The 13,683-nt window shown below is 50.0% G+C and carries 13 protein-coding genes and 1 pseudogene; 6 read left to right on the forward strand and 8 right to left on the reverse strand.

The features are described from left to right. Positions 1-10: 10 nt before the first annotated feature. From BGX16_RS03265 to tyrS, 7 genes are all read right to left on the reverse strand, one after another. Positions 11-2,260: a tetratricopeptide repeat protein gene (locus tag BGX16_RS03265; RefSeq protein WP_100424773.1), complete on the reverse strand. Its 2,250-nt coding sequence runs from the start codon at positions 2,258-2,260 to the stop codon at positions 11-13. Between the two features lie 15 nt (positions 2,261-2,275). Then, complete coding sequence (locus BGX16_RS03270; RefSeq protein ID WP_241899422.1) at positions 2,276-3,796, reverse strand: OmpA family protein; 1,521 nt, start codon at positions 3,794-3,796, stop codon at positions 2,276-2,278. Positions 3,797-3,990: 194 nt separating this feature from the next. Further along, positions 3,991-4,200, reverse strand: a complete 210-nt coding sequence (locus tag BGX16_RS03275) for a hypothetical protein (protein WP_100424775.1) — start codon at positions 4,198-4,200, stop codon at positions 3,991-3,993. Positions 4,201-4,331: 131 nt separating this feature from the next. Next, positions 4,332-5,201 (reverse strand): 1,4-dihydroxy-6-naphtoate synthase, encoded by an 870-nt coding sequence (locus BGX16_RS03280; protein ID WP_241899423.1) that lies wholly within the window; start codon positions 5,199-5,201, stop codon positions 4,332-4,334. Next, a complete protein-coding gene (locus BGX16_RS03285; protein WP_100424777.1) occupies positions 5,129-5,785 on the reverse strand; it encodes a phosphorylase family protein in 657 nt (218 codons plus the stop codon). The genes BGX16_RS03280 and BGX16_RS03285 overlap by 73 nt, the downstream gene beginning before the upstream one ends. 3 nt (positions 5,786-5,788) lie before the next feature. Further along, entirely contained in the window at positions 5,789-6,748 is a 960-nt protein-coding gene (locus tag BGX16_RS03290; RefSeq protein ID WP_100424778.1) for a 1-phosphofructokinase family hexose kinase, read from the reverse strand. Then, positions 6,748-7,965: a tyrosine--tRNA ligase gene (gene tyrS, locus BGX16_RS03295; protein WP_100424779.1), complete on the reverse strand. Its 1,218-nt coding sequence runs from the start codon at positions 7,963-7,965 to the stop codon at positions 6,748-6,750. The genes BGX16_RS03290 and tyrS overlap by 1 nt, the downstream gene beginning before the upstream one ends. A 236-nt stretch (positions 7,966-8,201) precedes the next feature. Between tyrS and BGX16_RS03300 the strand changes: the two are divergent. The 6 genes and pseudogenes from BGX16_RS03300 to BGX16_RS03325 all read left to right on the forward strand — a co-directional run bounded on the left by BGX16_RS03300 (position 8,202) and on the right by BGX16_RS03325 (position 12,048). Continuing rightward, positions 8,202-8,838, forward strand: a pseudogene (locus BGX16_RS03300) (macro domain-containing protein). A gap of 3 nt (positions 8,839-8,841) precedes the next feature. Next, the gene (locus tag BGX16_RS03305; protein WP_100424780.1) at positions 8,842-9,036 is read left to right on the forward strand and encodes a DUF1848 family protein; all 195 of its coding nucleotides are present in this window, start codon (positions 8,842-8,844) and stop codon (positions 9,034-9,036) included. Between the two features lie 237 nt (positions 9,037-9,273). Continuing rightward, the gene (locus BGX16_RS03310; protein WP_100424781.1) at positions 9,274-9,963 is read left to right on the forward strand and encodes an outer membrane beta-barrel protein; all 690 of its coding nucleotides are present in this window, start codon (positions 9,274-9,276) and stop codon (positions 9,961-9,963) included. 15 nt (positions 9,964-9,978) lie between these two features. Continuing rightward, positions 9,979-10,623 carry a hypothetical protein gene (locus BGX16_RS03315; protein ID WP_100424782.1) on the forward strand — a complete coding sequence of 215 codons (645 nt, stop codon included), beginning with the start codon at positions 9,979-9,981 and terminating at the stop codon, positions 10,621-10,623. 76 nt (positions 10,624-10,699) lie between these two features. After that, positions 10,700-11,227 (forward strand): helix-turn-helix domain-containing protein, encoded by a 528-nt coding sequence (locus tag BGX16_RS03320; protein WP_100424741.1) that lies wholly within the window; start codon positions 10,700-10,702, stop codon positions 11,225-11,227. Positions 11,228-11,253: 26 nt separating this feature from the next. Then, a complete protein-coding gene (locus BGX16_RS03325; RefSeq protein ID WP_241899577.1) occupies positions 11,254-12,048 on the forward strand; it encodes an IS3 family transposase in 795 nt (264 codons plus the stop codon). A 100-nt stretch (positions 12,049-12,148) separates the two neighbouring features. On the opposite strand, the gene nifA is transcribed toward BGX16_RS03325, so the two are convergent. Beyond that, positions 12,149-13,678 (reverse strand): nif-specific transcriptional activator NifA, encoded by a 1,530-nt coding sequence (gene nifA, locus BGX16_RS03330; protein ID WP_100424783.1) that lies wholly within the window; start codon positions 13,676-13,678, stop codon positions 12,149-12,151. Positions 13,679-13,683: the final 5 nt, after the last annotated feature.

Here is a 13,683-nt window from a genome sequence, read left to right on the forward strand (position 1 = left end):
TTTGTTTAACTTATTCCAAATCGTCCAACTCTTCCAATTCCTGGAGTTCCTGAGAGTTAGCACCACCAACAGAACCACCACCGCTTTCAGCCTTCTTGGTCTTTACAGTAGCCAAGGTAAAGCCTGCATCTTCGAGGACGCGCTTACGGTTGGATTCAAAGCGATCACTCTGCTGAGAACGAGCCATGAACTTAGCGTAATCGTCAATCGCTTCGTTTGCCTTATCGAAGTCAGGACGGAGCTGATCGCGCTTCATCTGGACACGCGGGGTCGGGAGCTGACGAGAAAGATCGAGAGCCTTGGCCTGCACGCTGTCGAAGTGAGCTTCGTTGTCTTCGTAAGCCTTACGAGCGCTGTCACGAGCAGCCATCGAAACGACCGGCTTTTCGGTGAGCTTTTCAGCGTTGCTCAAAGACTTTTCTGCGTTATTGTAATCCTTCTTCATGTAGAAGCAGTAACCTTCAACAAGGTAAGCTTCAGAGAGAAGGAAGGAATCCGGCATATTCTTGATGATCCACTGAGCATATTTGAGAGCTTCATCCGGCTTGTTAACCTTGAGGAAGGACCAGCCCAGAGCCAGCATCGCTTCATCGTAGACCGGAGAACCCGGCTTCACCTGACCATAGAGACCAGCAGCTTCCGGAATGTTCGCATTTTCGCCAGAGAAGTAGATATGGCCAAGCTTCACCTTAGCAGCATCCTGGAGATCCAATTCAGACTGATTGGATGCCGGTTGGTCGATGATGTCGCGGAAACAGTTTTCAGCTTCGTCCCACTTACCCATACGGCTGTTAGCAATACCCATTGTGTAACGAGCATAGAAGTAGTTTGCGTTACCCGGAAGAATTGCAGAGAGCAGGTCGATGGTTTCCTGATAGAGACCCTGTTCGAACTTGATCTGACCTGCAATATAGTCAGCGTCAGCCTTGACATCGCTTTCGCTGAAGTGCTGGACGATGTACTGATACTTCACCATTGCGTCGTTATACTTGCCTTCCTTATAGTCGATGTTCATCAACTGGAAGTGATACTTAGCGCGTTGGTCACTCTGCGGATAACGCTTCACAGCGTCATCGTAGACAGCCTTGGCGGCCTTATGCATACGCATATTTTCAAAGGACTTGCCCTTGTAGAAAGCAGCCTGGTCCACCAAGTGGAATGCCGGGTACTTCGTCTGAACCTTACCGAAGGCATAAGCAGCTTCGAGGAACTGACGGTTCAAGTAAAGACGCATAGCGGCGCGGTAATCGTTTTCCGGTTCAATCTTCAAACGACGATAACGATCTTCGCCGATGTTTTCTTCACGGGTATTACCGAAGCGGGTCGTGAGCTTCACAGCCCAGATAAAGCCGCGGTTCTTCTTTTCCACGATATCATCGTGAGACATTTCAAGGTCAAGTGCGACATAACGGAAAATCGTTACGTCCTTCACATTCACCGTTGCGCCAAGCACCGGGTAGCCTTCCTTCGTGAAACGAAGACGGACGCCCAAGTGAGAGCTCAAGTAGTAGGTCAACGTGAAGCTCGTTTCGAGATTCATGCCGTCGCCACCTTCTTCATCATCGTGGAGAACGTCGATGACAGAGAATTCAGCCTTCGCTTCGAACATGCGGTTGAAGCCGCGATAGAACAAAGTGAAGTTCAGGTTGCTCGGAACCTTATAGGATTCGTCTGCACCCATGAAAACGAAGTGATAGGAATCGTTATCGGCTTCCGTGCTAATTGCCGGAGCAACCGCGTTCTGGAATGCAATACCGAGAGTCAAGCTACCGAAACGGGAGTTGTTGATCGGATTCCAGCTGATACCCACATCCGCGCCCAAGGTCAACTGCTTGTTCATGTCGAACTGGTTGATCTGGAGGATTGAGAGGTCAACGCCCAAGGCCAAGCAATGCATGAGACGGTAAGCGTAACCGAGCATATAGGCGTTTTCAACGTAGGAATAACCACCATCCACATCGGCACCGTTTTCGAAGAAGCTAATACCGAACGTGTGATCGTAGCCAACCGGAATCGTCAAAGATCCGTATTCCTGAGAGGCTTCGCCGCTGATGGTGCTGAAGTAGCCGATAGAAAGTTCAATCTGATCGGTTTCGGCAATACCAGCCGGATTCACATACATAGCCGTGTTGTTGCTTCCAAATTCGCCAAACCAGTCATTCTGCTGGTACTTGTGCGGAGCGTACGACGGAGAAGCAAACGCTGCACTCGTGCAGATAAGCCCAACGGCTGTTGTCTTGATGAAGCTAAAGCGTGTCATCGTCTAACCTTCTCCTTACTTGATATCCGTACGGGTAAATTCAATGCGACGGTTCTGAGCGCGGCCTTCTGCAGTCTTGTTAGAAGCCTTCGGCTGAGTATCGCCAGCACCGCGGGTCACCATACGATTTTCAGCAATGCCGTTGTCAACAAGGAACTTCTTCACTGCTTCAGCGCGTTCCGCAGAGAGCTTCTTGTTCTTTTCAGCGCTACCGACGTTATCGGTATGACCCACAATTTCAAATGTCGTTTCCGGGAATGCTTCCATGATGTCGACAACCTTGCGGAGGGAAACATCGGAATCCTGCGTGATAGAAGCCTTGCCAGATTCGAAGTTCACGCCTTCGAGAACGAAGACCTTCTTCGGCGGAACCGGAACTTCATCCGGGCAACCGTCTTCATCCTTATAACCGTTCAACGATTCTGCGTTATCCGGGCAAGCGTCAGCACCCTTACAGGTGTGAGCGTACTTGTCGAGGAGACCGCTAGCTTCAACCCAAGGATCGCAAACGCCATCACGGTCGTTATCCGGATCCGGGCAACCATCGTCGTCCTGGAATCCATCGACGTCTTCTGCATCTTCCGGGCAATTATCAATGCCGGCGCAGACTGCGGAATACTTTTCAGACTGGTTTTCTTCGGAAACCCACGGATCGCAAAGACCATCGCCATCCGTATCCGGATTACGAGTTTCGTTCACAACTTCTTCCTTTTCCGGAACGACGTCATGAGCGAGAAGACCGATGTCGAGCTTGCCCTTACCACGCTTGAGCATCGGAGACTTAGAGTTGCAGTAGAAGTTCGGTTCGCCGAGAGACGGGTTGATGAACTTCGGGTCCAAAGAAACGTTCGTGCGGTTCACCTTGATGAAACGGTTGAACGGGTAGTAGTTCTTGTAGATGTTGTTGTATTCGATCTTCGTCTGACCGGCGGCCGGGTCAGCGAACACACCGTAATAGTGGTTTTCCATGAAGATGTTGTTACGAGCCACAATGTTCGACGGGCCCTTCAGAGCGAGGCCCGAGTAACCGTTGCGGAGAACGACGTTCTGTTCGACATACGCATCGAGAGATTTGGCGCCCCATGCGAGAATGCCGGACCAGCGGTTGCCGTAAACAACGTTGTTGCGGAGATTCGGGAGAGAGATGAAGGCTGCGATACCGGTTGCCTTGTTGTCCATCACGTAGCAGTGGTGGATGTATGGGGCTGCGTTTTCGCAAAGGATACCTTCCATGCCGTTTCGGATGGTGAAATGGGACATTTCAGCGCCCGAAGTACCCATCACGGTCGGACCGCGACGGCCACCATCGATGATTGTTGAGAGAGGGTCTTCACCCTTCAGAACAACACCCATGACGAGGGTAATGTTTTCGTTGTAGGTCCCGCGCTTGACGAAAATCGTATCGCCAGCGTCTGCGTTACCGAGAGCGTCCGCAATCTTATCGTAATCGCCCGGCACATTGATCGCCTTTGCCGACGCGTATCCCGAAAAGAGCATAGCCCCAGCAAGAACTACGAATACTTTCTTTAGGGTCATACTGCTAGATTTCTCCAATCATGAAACATAAATTCTTCACATCCATGGGATATGGGACAGGGGAACCACACCCTGTGCACCAAATCACAACGTGGAATATACCTTCAAAAAGAGCTTTAGTCAAACACTTTTAATGATAAATCTTTGAAAAAAAGCGCAAATTAAAGGGCACATCCACGCGTGGAGGCCGTTTTTTAGGATGCAGCACCTTCTTCTTCAGGTTTCTTTCCTTCGCCTTCTTTCTTCACACCTTGAATCGAGACACGAAGGTCTTGGCAAGTACGCTTAATGTCCTGGAGGACTTTACGTGCGCGGGTTCCCGCCGATTTGTTGCCTTTTTCGAACTTTTCATACTCGCGCTTGAAAGCTTCGAGCTCCTGTTCCAGTTGCTGAACCAAGTCCATAAGAAACTCCCTTGAATAAAGATTCTTTGGGAAAATAAATAAAGTTTTGGGCAAAATTCCGCAGCGGAGTAAAAAATTTCTTTACACATAAGGAAAACCGCCCTTGCCAAGGCGGTTTGTTATTCTTTTTTTTACAAAACGACGTGTTTTGCAAGAATTTCGAGGGCTTTTCGTCCCGGCACCCCCATGTCGCGGGTAAAGTCCGTGACAAACATGCGAATGTGCTGTTCAATAACGGAATCGTCCGGGATCTGAGCCATTTTCCGAATAAAATCCGTGACGAGGTTCAAACGAGAATGCGCCGAGGCAAGACTTTCGCGAATTTCTGCTTCGACCGCTTGGATCGTGGACTGCCCCAGGGATTTTTTGGCGACGGAGCAGCCGAGCGGTATCGGAGAAGCCGTTTCAGCTTCCCAGAAGGCGCCCAAATCCATTAAAAGTCCAAGGCCGTCTCGTTGCCAGGTAAAGCGTTTTTCGTGGATCACGACGCCCTGAGCGTTTTTGCCGTTCAAAAGACCATCATAGACCTCGTTGAAGAAGGCGTAAGAGACTTGAGGCGTTTTTCCGCCCTGCGTTTTGGCGTACCAAAAGCGGAAAAGAAGCGAAGCGGTCGTATTTTTGCCCGGCAAGACTGTTTCTTTGTCGTCTTGAAATGCGGCGGGATTCTTCGCGGAGAGCAGAAGCGGGCCACAACCGTACCCCATGGCTCCGCCACAGGGCAAAAGTTGATAATCCTTTTGAACAAGCGGTAAAACGCCGCAGCTGACCTTTGCCACGTCAAGTTCCCCACGAAGAACCTTTTCGTTCAAGGTCTGTACATCGGCAAAGGTGACGTCCCAGGTCAATTTTGAGCCTGGAATACCGTGGACTAAAGCCTCATAAATAAAGGTATCGTTCGGACAGGTAGAAATTCCTAAACGAAGCCGAGTCATTTTACGGCCTCGATAATCGGATTCAATACCGAGCTTTGCAAGTTCAAAAGCGACTGTTCGATGTTCCAACGGGTTTCGTCGAGATCACCGGTCAAGTTGCTGACCGTTCGAATTTCAAAAATCTGAATTCCGAGGGTTTGGGCGAGCATGAATGCGGCGACGCCTTCCATGGCTTCGATTTTGGCTCCGTAGAACTTGGCGCGGTATTCAAGCACCTGCTTGCTCGAAGTCATGGTGTTTACAGACATGCCGCGCACGCCCGGAAGCGAAGCGATTTCTTTGGGGGCGAACTTTTTAGGAGTCGCCTTGACGATTTGCGGTTTTGGAAAATAAGACTGGAATTTATCCTTATTCCAATAGCCAATATCGCCTGTGCATTCTTCATCGACGCGGACGATGTCTGCCGTTTGAAGACCGCTAAACGGCAACGCGCCTGCGATGCCCGCGATGATGACCCGAGAATAAGATTTTGTACAAATTAACTTCGTGAGATTTCCGACGAAGTTCACAATGCCGATGCCGACGCAAGCCACATCAAACAAGGCATTCTGCGCGTACGGTTCTTCAACCGTTTTGCTGTACGGAACCTTGGGATAAAGAATTTTCCATTCTTGCGGAGACGGAATCGCGATTAGCGTTTTCGACTTGCGCATGGATTAATCCAAGAAATTTTCGACTTGAGGAAGCAGTTCGGATTCGAAAGAAGAAACGCGTCCGAGATCGATATTCCAGGGGCGGTCCACTTCGCAACGAGCCGATGCAACTGCGGTTGCCTTGGCGAGGCGTTCTGCAACGGAAAGTCCGAGGAAGTCGGCAGCGAGCCAGCCTGCGAGGAAGGCGTCTCCTGCACCGATGTCATTCACCACCTTTACCTGCGGCGGTTGAAGGCTTACGCCCATGAACTTACCTTCTTCACGGTAGAATGCGTGAATCGGAGCGTCTTCATCGGTCACGACAAGATTTGTAATCGGCAAGCGTTCGAGGAGAGTCGAAGCCGTCATCTTCCAGAACTGCGGACTCGAAGTAATCTGTGGAATGCCGAAGCGCTGCAAGAGCTTGCAGTACTCGTCCAAATTGATTTTGAGAAGTTCCACACCATGTTCAAGCCAACCGTCAATGCCTTCGACGGCGTCAACAAAAAGACGCTTGCCTTCCAGGTCGAGCTTGCAAAGATTTTCCATTTGGAAGCCCACCGGTGACGAGCCACAGAGAGCCACGTTCAAGACGTCGCTCCAAACTTCGCCGACCGTCTGCAAGAAGTCCTTGTTTTCGGATTCGGTGATTTTGGGGGACGGTTCAATGAGTTCCGTGGTGTCGCCCTTGGAGACGATTGTGGTGCACATACGCGTTGCGGCACCGATCCAAATCGGGAGCTGACGAATGCCCGAAGCCGCGACTTCATCGCAGATCGAAACACTGCGGTCTCCGCCGAGGAAATGCGCGAGGATAAAATCCCCGCCAAGCATACGGAGAACACGAGCGCAATTGATACCCTTGCCCGAAGCAAATTCTTCGACCTTGGAAAGGCGGTTTACTTCCCCAGGCTTGAATTCATCCAGGAGAAATAAACGTTGCCAAGTCGGATTGAGTCCGAGTATCAGGGTATCATGGGCCATTAGAAATTAACCTTGAAGAAGTTGCGCTTACCGACCTGAACCAAAAGCTTGTCGTCACCGGCAATCTTCACTTCGGCCATCGGATCGGCGAGTTTTTCGCCTGCGATCTTGACTCCACCGTTCTGCACCATGCGGCGAGCTTCACCCTTGGAAGCGAACGCCTTGATGGAAACGAGAAGGTCAAGAGCCTTGTAATCACCGGTTTCCACCTTACATTCCTTGGCGTCGGACGGGATAGCGTTACCACTGTGGATTTCCTTTTCCTTTGTGGCAGCAGCTTCGGCGGCTTCCTTGCCGTAATACTGGGCGACGATGTTCTTGGCGAGACGATCCTTGGCGACGTTCGGATTGAGAGCGCCGGAAGCGACATCTGCCATCATCTTCTTAATTTCTTCCATCGGGATATCGGTCAAAAGTTCGTACCAGTTTTCGACGATGGAATCGGCGAGATTGTAAATCTTGTGGTACATGACGTCAGCCGGTTCGTTCACGCCGACGTAGTTACCGAGGCTCTTGCTCATTTTGGACTTGCCGTCCGTGCCGAGAAGAATCGGCATGAACATACCTATCTGGAGAGGCATGCCTTCGTACATTTGAAGGTCACGGCCCCGGCAAACGTTAAACTTCTGGTCGGTACCGCCGAGTTCGACGTCGCTTTTGATGGCTACAGAGTCATAGCCCTGCATCATCGGATACATGAATTCATGCAGGCTGATCGGGCTGTTAGAAGCATAGCGGTTGTGGAAGTCTTCGCGTTCGAGCATCTGGGCGACCGTAAACTGGCCCATGAGTTCCGTCACCTTGGAGAACGGAAGCTTGGAGAACCATTCGCCGTTGTAATGGATTTCGACGCGATCTTCACGGACAACGCGGAAGAACTGCTGCTGATATTCCTTTGCGTTTTCCAAAACCTGTTCGTGAGAAAGACGCGGACGAGCTTTGTTACGGCCTGACGGGTCGCCGATCTGGGCTGTATAGTCGCCGACGATTAAAACGACAGTATGGCCTAGATCCTGGAACTGGCGAAGCTTGCGCATCACGACGGTGTGGCCGAGGTGAACATCCGGAGCGGTCGGATCGACGCCGAGCTTGATACGAAGAGGAATTCCCGTTTCATAAGACTTTTGGAGCTTCTGTTCGAGTTCGTCGGCCGGGATGATTTCCGCAACGCCGCGGAGCAAGATGTCCATTTGGTCTTTTACAGGAGGAAATTGCATAGTTGTTTAATCCTTTGGAAGATTTCCATTTTTAATGTAGAAAAATTTTGTTCTGTGAATCCCTTTGGGGCAAAGGACGGAAATTTCGCCAAATTTTGCGAATTCGTTTAAAAAAATTCCATCAAAAAGGAATAGTTCTTCATTATGTAACTCTTTTTGGGCTCAATATAAAAATCATTGAAACGACATCTCGACCATTTTAAAGAGAATCGTGCGTTTTTAGTATTTTAAGCGCCATGACACAGTTTGAACGTCTTCAATTTTTAACGGATCTTCTTTTAAAAGAATATCCGAGCGATATGCTCCAAAAAAATCCCGATAACGAGCAGGAATTGTTTCAGGTGTACCGTTCCCTCGTGAACGTGCGCCAGCCGAAAAAGGCTCCCGATGGATTTTTGGAAGTTGAACGCGGCCAACAATCAGATGCTCGGCTGTTTTTCGCCCTGTCACCTTTGCATAGACAACTGCATTCACACTTTTGCAGGGATTGAACTACGCAACGCCTGTTTTCGCGTGATTCAAAAGCTCGGACACGAAGAAGAAACCGGAAACGCGCAGATGACGCCCGCTTACAACCTTCCCGCAAAGTTCGTTCTGCACACGCCAGGCCCGATTGTACACGGCATTTTAACGCCCACGCACAAGGCTTTACTCGCGAGTTCTTACCGCAACTGCATCCAGCTCGCCGAGAAAAACGGCTGTAAAAGCATTGCATTCTGCTGTATTTCGACAGGCGTCTTTGGGTTCCCCAAAGATGAAGCTTGTAAGATTGCCGTGCGCACGGTTTTAGAGCATAAGAAGCCCGAAACCCAAGTGATTTTTAACGTTTTCGGCGACGACGACTACGCCCGTTACAAGCAGGAACTTTCGTAAGCGATGATTTTGCAAACGGGCATGCACATGGACATTCCGGCGTTCTTTTCCAAATGGTTTGTGAACCGTTTGACAGAAGGCTTTGTGCTTGTCCGCAGCCCGTACAATCCACAGCTCGTAACGAAGCACATCATTTCTTTATCGATCTTTAGGCAAAGGTTTTGCGGAACTTTCCGGAAACTTCGAGCGTTGCGTTAAACGGCCCAGTTACCCTTGCAAAAGAATTTGTGCGGATCGAGAAAAAGTTTGACATTCGCATTCAGAGCTGTGCCGAAGGAAAGCATTTGGCGTCTTACGGCGGGACATTAGTGGTTGCATGGAAACTGCTTCCGACGGATAAAATCCATACAGCGAGCCAATCTTCATGGAAACATTTGCAAACAGGACTTTTTAATTAGGCATTTCCAAGATTCTTTTTTTTATTAGATTATTTCTATGAAAATCAAGCATCTCTTTTTTGCAGCGAGTCTGATTGCCTGTGCAACGGCCGCTTTTGCCGAAGGTTCTCGGGAAATTCCGGTAAACCGTGGCGCAAACGAGACCGCCGTTTCGTTTGGATATTCCGCAGAATCTAATTCGCAGTTTTATCCCCGTTGGTTTACAGCCGGTGTCCGTGTTTCTGGTGGCTTTTTTAGCTTTACCGGCAAAGAAGCGGATTATGTCGGCTGGAAGCATCCGGGTTCCGCTGTGGATGTCGGACCCGTTTTCCGCTTTCGTTTGAACCGTATTTTTGAAATCGATCCGGCCATTTCTTTTGCCTATCGCTATCACAAGTACAATAGGGACGAATATTCCTTGAAATTTCAGGAATATTTGATCCAGATTCCGGTGGTCGCCCGTGCAAACGTCTATGACGGATTCTTTGTGGGTGCAGGCATCCAGCTTTCCCCGATTGTTTATTCGAAAAATAAAGCGACCTCTTACGGATTCCCGACGGAATTCAATTCTTCGAATCCGGAATTCGGCGGAATTTTTGAACTGGGCTATGCCTTTACGCATTTTGCGATTGATGCGCGCCTTTATGCAGCGGCAACGGATTATTCCGATAATGATATCATCGGTGTGTGGAAAGGTTTGACCTACCGTCCACTCGTCGTTTCCCTTGGCGCCACCTATCTCTTTTAATTTGAGGAAATCATCATGGAAAAACTTTGCATTACCTCTCTTATCGCCTCTTCCCTCGTATTTTTCGGATGTGCCGCATCTGTCGTGGAACAGAAGGGTGCCGAACTCCAGCAGTTTCCGCAGGCTGAACAGCTGAAGGTTAAGACGGCTCGCACTTTGATGCTCCGCACCGAAACCCAGAACAAAAACTGCGACGTCACCACGTTCCTCCAGATTATGTCGGAACGCAATCCAGACATTCAGAACATCATCGACGTGCATTATTCCCAGACGGAAATGAACGATAAAACCGAATGTTCTTACTGGGGCATTGGCGTGACCTATGAAGATGTTGAAACCTCTATCGCTCCGATGGCTTCTTTTGTAAAACCGGTCAAGGATACGACTGCGGCTCAGTCTGCAGATACCACCAAAGTCACTGAAGTCGCAAAGGAAGAAGTGAAGGAGGCTCCGGCAAAAGAAGCAACCCCAACGGATACGTTGAAGGCTACAACCGCCCAGGCAAAAGAAGAGGCTCCGGCAGAAGCGCCCGCTGACAGGGTGAAGAACGAAACGGCTCCAGTCACAGAAGCTGCCCCAGCGGATACCGCTAAGGCTACGGTTGAAACAGCACCGACAACGACTCAGCCCGCCGCTCCGGCCGATTCCACGAAGAAATAATTTTTTGAAGTTCAAAAGAAAAGATCTCGCAAATTGATGTGAACCCCGAAAGTTGGACACAACTTTCGGAGTTTTCATGTACCAGAAACACACAAAAGAAGAATGGGCCAAGGCCTATGAACTTCACAAGGATGGTTACGACTCTCCGTCAATCTCAAGGTTGACAGGTCTGGAACTGTCCGAAATTAAGCGCCATATCCGGCTTTACCGACAGACCGGCTGTTGGCAGACTGAAAGGAAAACGAATGTTCGGTCAACTCCTGCCTTGAGGAGGACTGTCATCGACGCGGTCGTCAAGAAATCTCTATCTTATGCGGAAGTTATCGCCAAGTACAGCATAAGTTTTACCAGCCTGAGTTCTTGGCTGCGGAAATACCGTCATGGCGGATACGAAGAACTGCTAGCTACCAAGCCGAGAGGGAGACCACCCAAGATGAACAAGGCCAAGCCGAAATGGACAACGGGAATGAGCGAGATTGAACGCCTCAGGGAAGAAAATGAGTATCTAAAAGCGGAGAACGCCTACCTAAAAAAATTAAAGGCCCTAGACCAGGAAGAAAGTGCCGAGATGTTCGGTATAGGGCCCAAGTCGTCCGCGAACTGAGCGCCGAGTACGCCCTGAGACATCTCCTGAAGGCTAGCGGGCTGTCCCGCTCCACGTACTACTACAACCTCAAGGATGGCCCCGACCGCTACGCCGTCGTGCGCAAGCGAATCAAGGCCATACACGCCCAGAACAAGGGCCGCTATGGCTACCGCCGCATCGTGGCCCAGCTCCGGAACGAGGGCTATGCCATAAACCACAAGACGGTCTATCGGCTCATGAAGGAAGATGGCCTGAAGAACGTGCGCAGGCGCTGCAAGTACCGCTCGTACAAGGGCGAGGTCGGCAAGACCGCCCCGAACAGGCTCAAGCGGAACTTCAACACAAAGGCCCCCAACAGGAAATGGACTACCGACGTGACTCAGATAAACATCGGCATGGACAAGTGCTACCTGTCGCCAATACTCGACATGTATAACGGCGAGATAGTCAGCTACGCAATCTCGGACCATCCGGACCTGAAGATGGTAATGGACATGCTGGACCGGGCATATGCGAAGAAGCGTACCTGGAAGCGACTGGTTCTGCACTCGGATCAGGGGTGGCACTACCAGCATGCGATTTACCAGAAATCGCTGAAAGATCATAAAATCATCCAGAGCATGAGCCGTAAGGGCAACTGCCTGGACAATGCCATGATGGAGAACTTCTTTGGAATAATGAAGTCAGAGCTTCTCTACCCGAACACGTTCAGAAACATGGACCACTTCAAACAGGAGCTGAGGAAGTATATCGAATACTACAACAACGACCGGATAAAGCTGCGCCTAAACGGAATGAGTCCGGTACAATACCGGACTCATAACGCTGTTTTATCCTAACTTTAAACTGTCCAACTTTTTGGGTTCAGTTCAAATGCGAGGTCTTTTCTTTTTGAACTTAAGGATACTTTGGAGATTCCGAAATAGAAGTCTGACGCTATTAAGCAAAACGTTTGGGGTTAATACCAAGCATTTTAATCTTATAGCCGAGGATTCGCTGGGTCGTTGCCAAAGCTCTTGCCGCAGGCGCCACCTTACCTTTCGCGCTCTTGAGAGCGTCACAGATAATGTCGCGTTCATAGGTTTCGACCATGCTTTTCAAATCTCCACGGACCGGTGCGCCTGTCGATTCTGCGGTTTGCAAAGTCGATGGCAAATGGTGCGGATAAATGACATTTCCTTCGGCGACAAGAACAGCTCGTTCTATACAGTTTTCCAGTTCACGCACATTACCTGCCCAATGATAACTCATGAGCATGTCGATCGTACCCGTGGAAAGACGGCGAATGTCCTTGCCGAGCATCTTGTTGTAGCGATCGAGGAAGTGGTCCGCGAGGAGCACGATATCGCTCTTACGCTTGCGCAGAGGCGGAACGTAAATCGGGAAAATGTGCAGGCGGTAGTAAAGGTCTTCTCGGAACTTTCCTTCACGGACCATCTGCTGCAAATCCTTGTTCGTAGCCGCAACGACGCGGATATTCACACGGATTGTTTTATTTCCTCCGACACGCTCGAATTCATGTTCTTGAAGCACGCGGAGAAGCTTGATCTGGAGCGATGCGGAGATTTCCCCGATTTCATCGAGGAAGATAGTGCCGCCGTCTGCCATTTCGAAGCGGCCCTTGTGTTCAGCGATTGCACCGGTGAACGCTCCCTTTTCATGACCGAAGAGTTCACTTTCGATGATGTTTTCTGGGAGAGCGGCACAGTGCACGCGGACAAACGGACCATTGGCGCGGTCGGAGTTGTAGTGGATTGCCTGGGCGACGAGTTCCTTACCGGTACCCGTTTCGCCGAGGATCAAAACCGTTGAGGGGCTTTTAGCAACGCGAGCGATCTGATCGTAAACCACTTGCATTTCGCGGGAGTTTCCGACGATGTTCGACGGGCGAAAACGATCTTTCAATTCCGAACGGAGTCTTTCGTTTTCTGCCTGGAGAATTTCCGTTTCTTCTTCTGCCTGTCGGCGAAGCTTCACAGCAGAGGCAATCATCATGGCGATGATTTCGAGCAGTCGAAGGTCGTCATCGAGCTGGTCAGAAGTCGGATTGAATTCGTCAACACTCAAAGCTCCCACGACTTCTTTTTCAATCGAAATCGGAACGCAGATAAAGCCTTTTTCTGCAGACTTTCCACGTCCTGTACGGTCGAGGAAGCGAGGATCCTTGGTCACGTCTGGAACAACAATCGGCTTGCCGGTTTCCACGACTTTACCCGTGATGCCTTCACCCACTTTGTAACGTCCCTTCTTCGTTTGAAGCGGAGAAAGTCCCGTAGCGAGTTCGATAGAGATTTCACCCGTTTGACGGTTGTACAAAGTCACCGTCGCATGTTTGAATCCCATGTAATCGCCGAGCGTATTCATCACCGGACGCAGGACATTGCGCATGTCCATGCTTTCGTCAAGGATTTGGCCTACTCGATAAAGTAATTCCAGTTCCTTTATCTTTTGATCGTCTTTCGTTGCCATTTATC

The sequence above is a fragment of the Hallerella succinigenes genome (assembly GCF_002797675.1).
Classification (GTDB): Bacteria; Fibrobacterota; Fibrobacteria; order Fibrobacterales; family Fibrobacteraceae; genus Hallerella; species Hallerella succinigenes.

What these genes read in the sequence shown, in the direction of transcription:
- BGX16_RS03265 (WP_100424773.1), bottom strand. Translation starts at nt 2,260, where the DNA reads ATGACACGCTTTAGCTTCATCAAGACAACAGCCGTTGGGCTTATCTGC.
- BGX16_RS03270 (WP_241899422.1), bottom strand. Translation starts at nt 3,796, where the DNA reads ATGACCCTAAAGAAAGTATTCGTAGTTCTTGCTGGGGCTATGCTCTTT.
- BGX16_RS03275 (WP_100424775.1), bottom strand. Translation starts at nt 4,200, where the DNA reads ATGGACTTGGTTCAGCAACTGGAACAGGAGCTCGAAGCTTTCAAGCGC.
- BGX16_RS03285 (WP_100424777.1), bottom strand. Translation starts at nt 5,785, where the DNA reads ATGCGCAAGTCGAAAACGCTAATCGCGATTCCGTCTCCGCAAGAATGG.
- BGX16_RS03290 (WP_100424778.1), bottom strand. Translation starts at nt 6,748, where the DNA reads ATGGCCCATGATACCCTGATACTCGGACTCAATCCGACTTGGCAACGT.
- tyrS (WP_100424779.1), bottom strand. Translation starts at nt 7,965, where the DNA reads ATGCAATTTCCTCCTGTAAAAGACCAAATGGACATCTTGCTCCGCGGC.
- BGX16_RS03305 (WP_100424780.1), top strand. Translation starts at nt 8,842, where the DNA reads ATGATTTTGCAAACGGGCATGCACATGGACATTCCGGCGTTCTTTTCC.
- BGX16_RS03310 (WP_100424781.1), top strand. Translation starts at nt 9,274, where the DNA reads ATGAAAATCAAGCATCTCTTTTTTGCAGCGAGTCTGATTGCCTGTGCA.
- BGX16_RS03315 (WP_100424782.1), top strand. Translation starts at nt 9,979, where the DNA reads ATGGAAAAACTTTGCATTACCTCTCTTATCGCCTCTTCCCTCGTATTT.
- BGX16_RS03320 (WP_100424741.1), top strand. Translation starts at nt 10,700, where the DNA reads ATGTACCAGAAACACACAAAAGAAGAATGGGCCAAGGCCTATGAACTT.
- nifA (WP_100424783.1), bottom strand. Translation starts at nt 13,678, where the DNA reads ATGGCAACGAAAGACGATCAAAAGATAAAGGAACTGGAATTACTTTAT.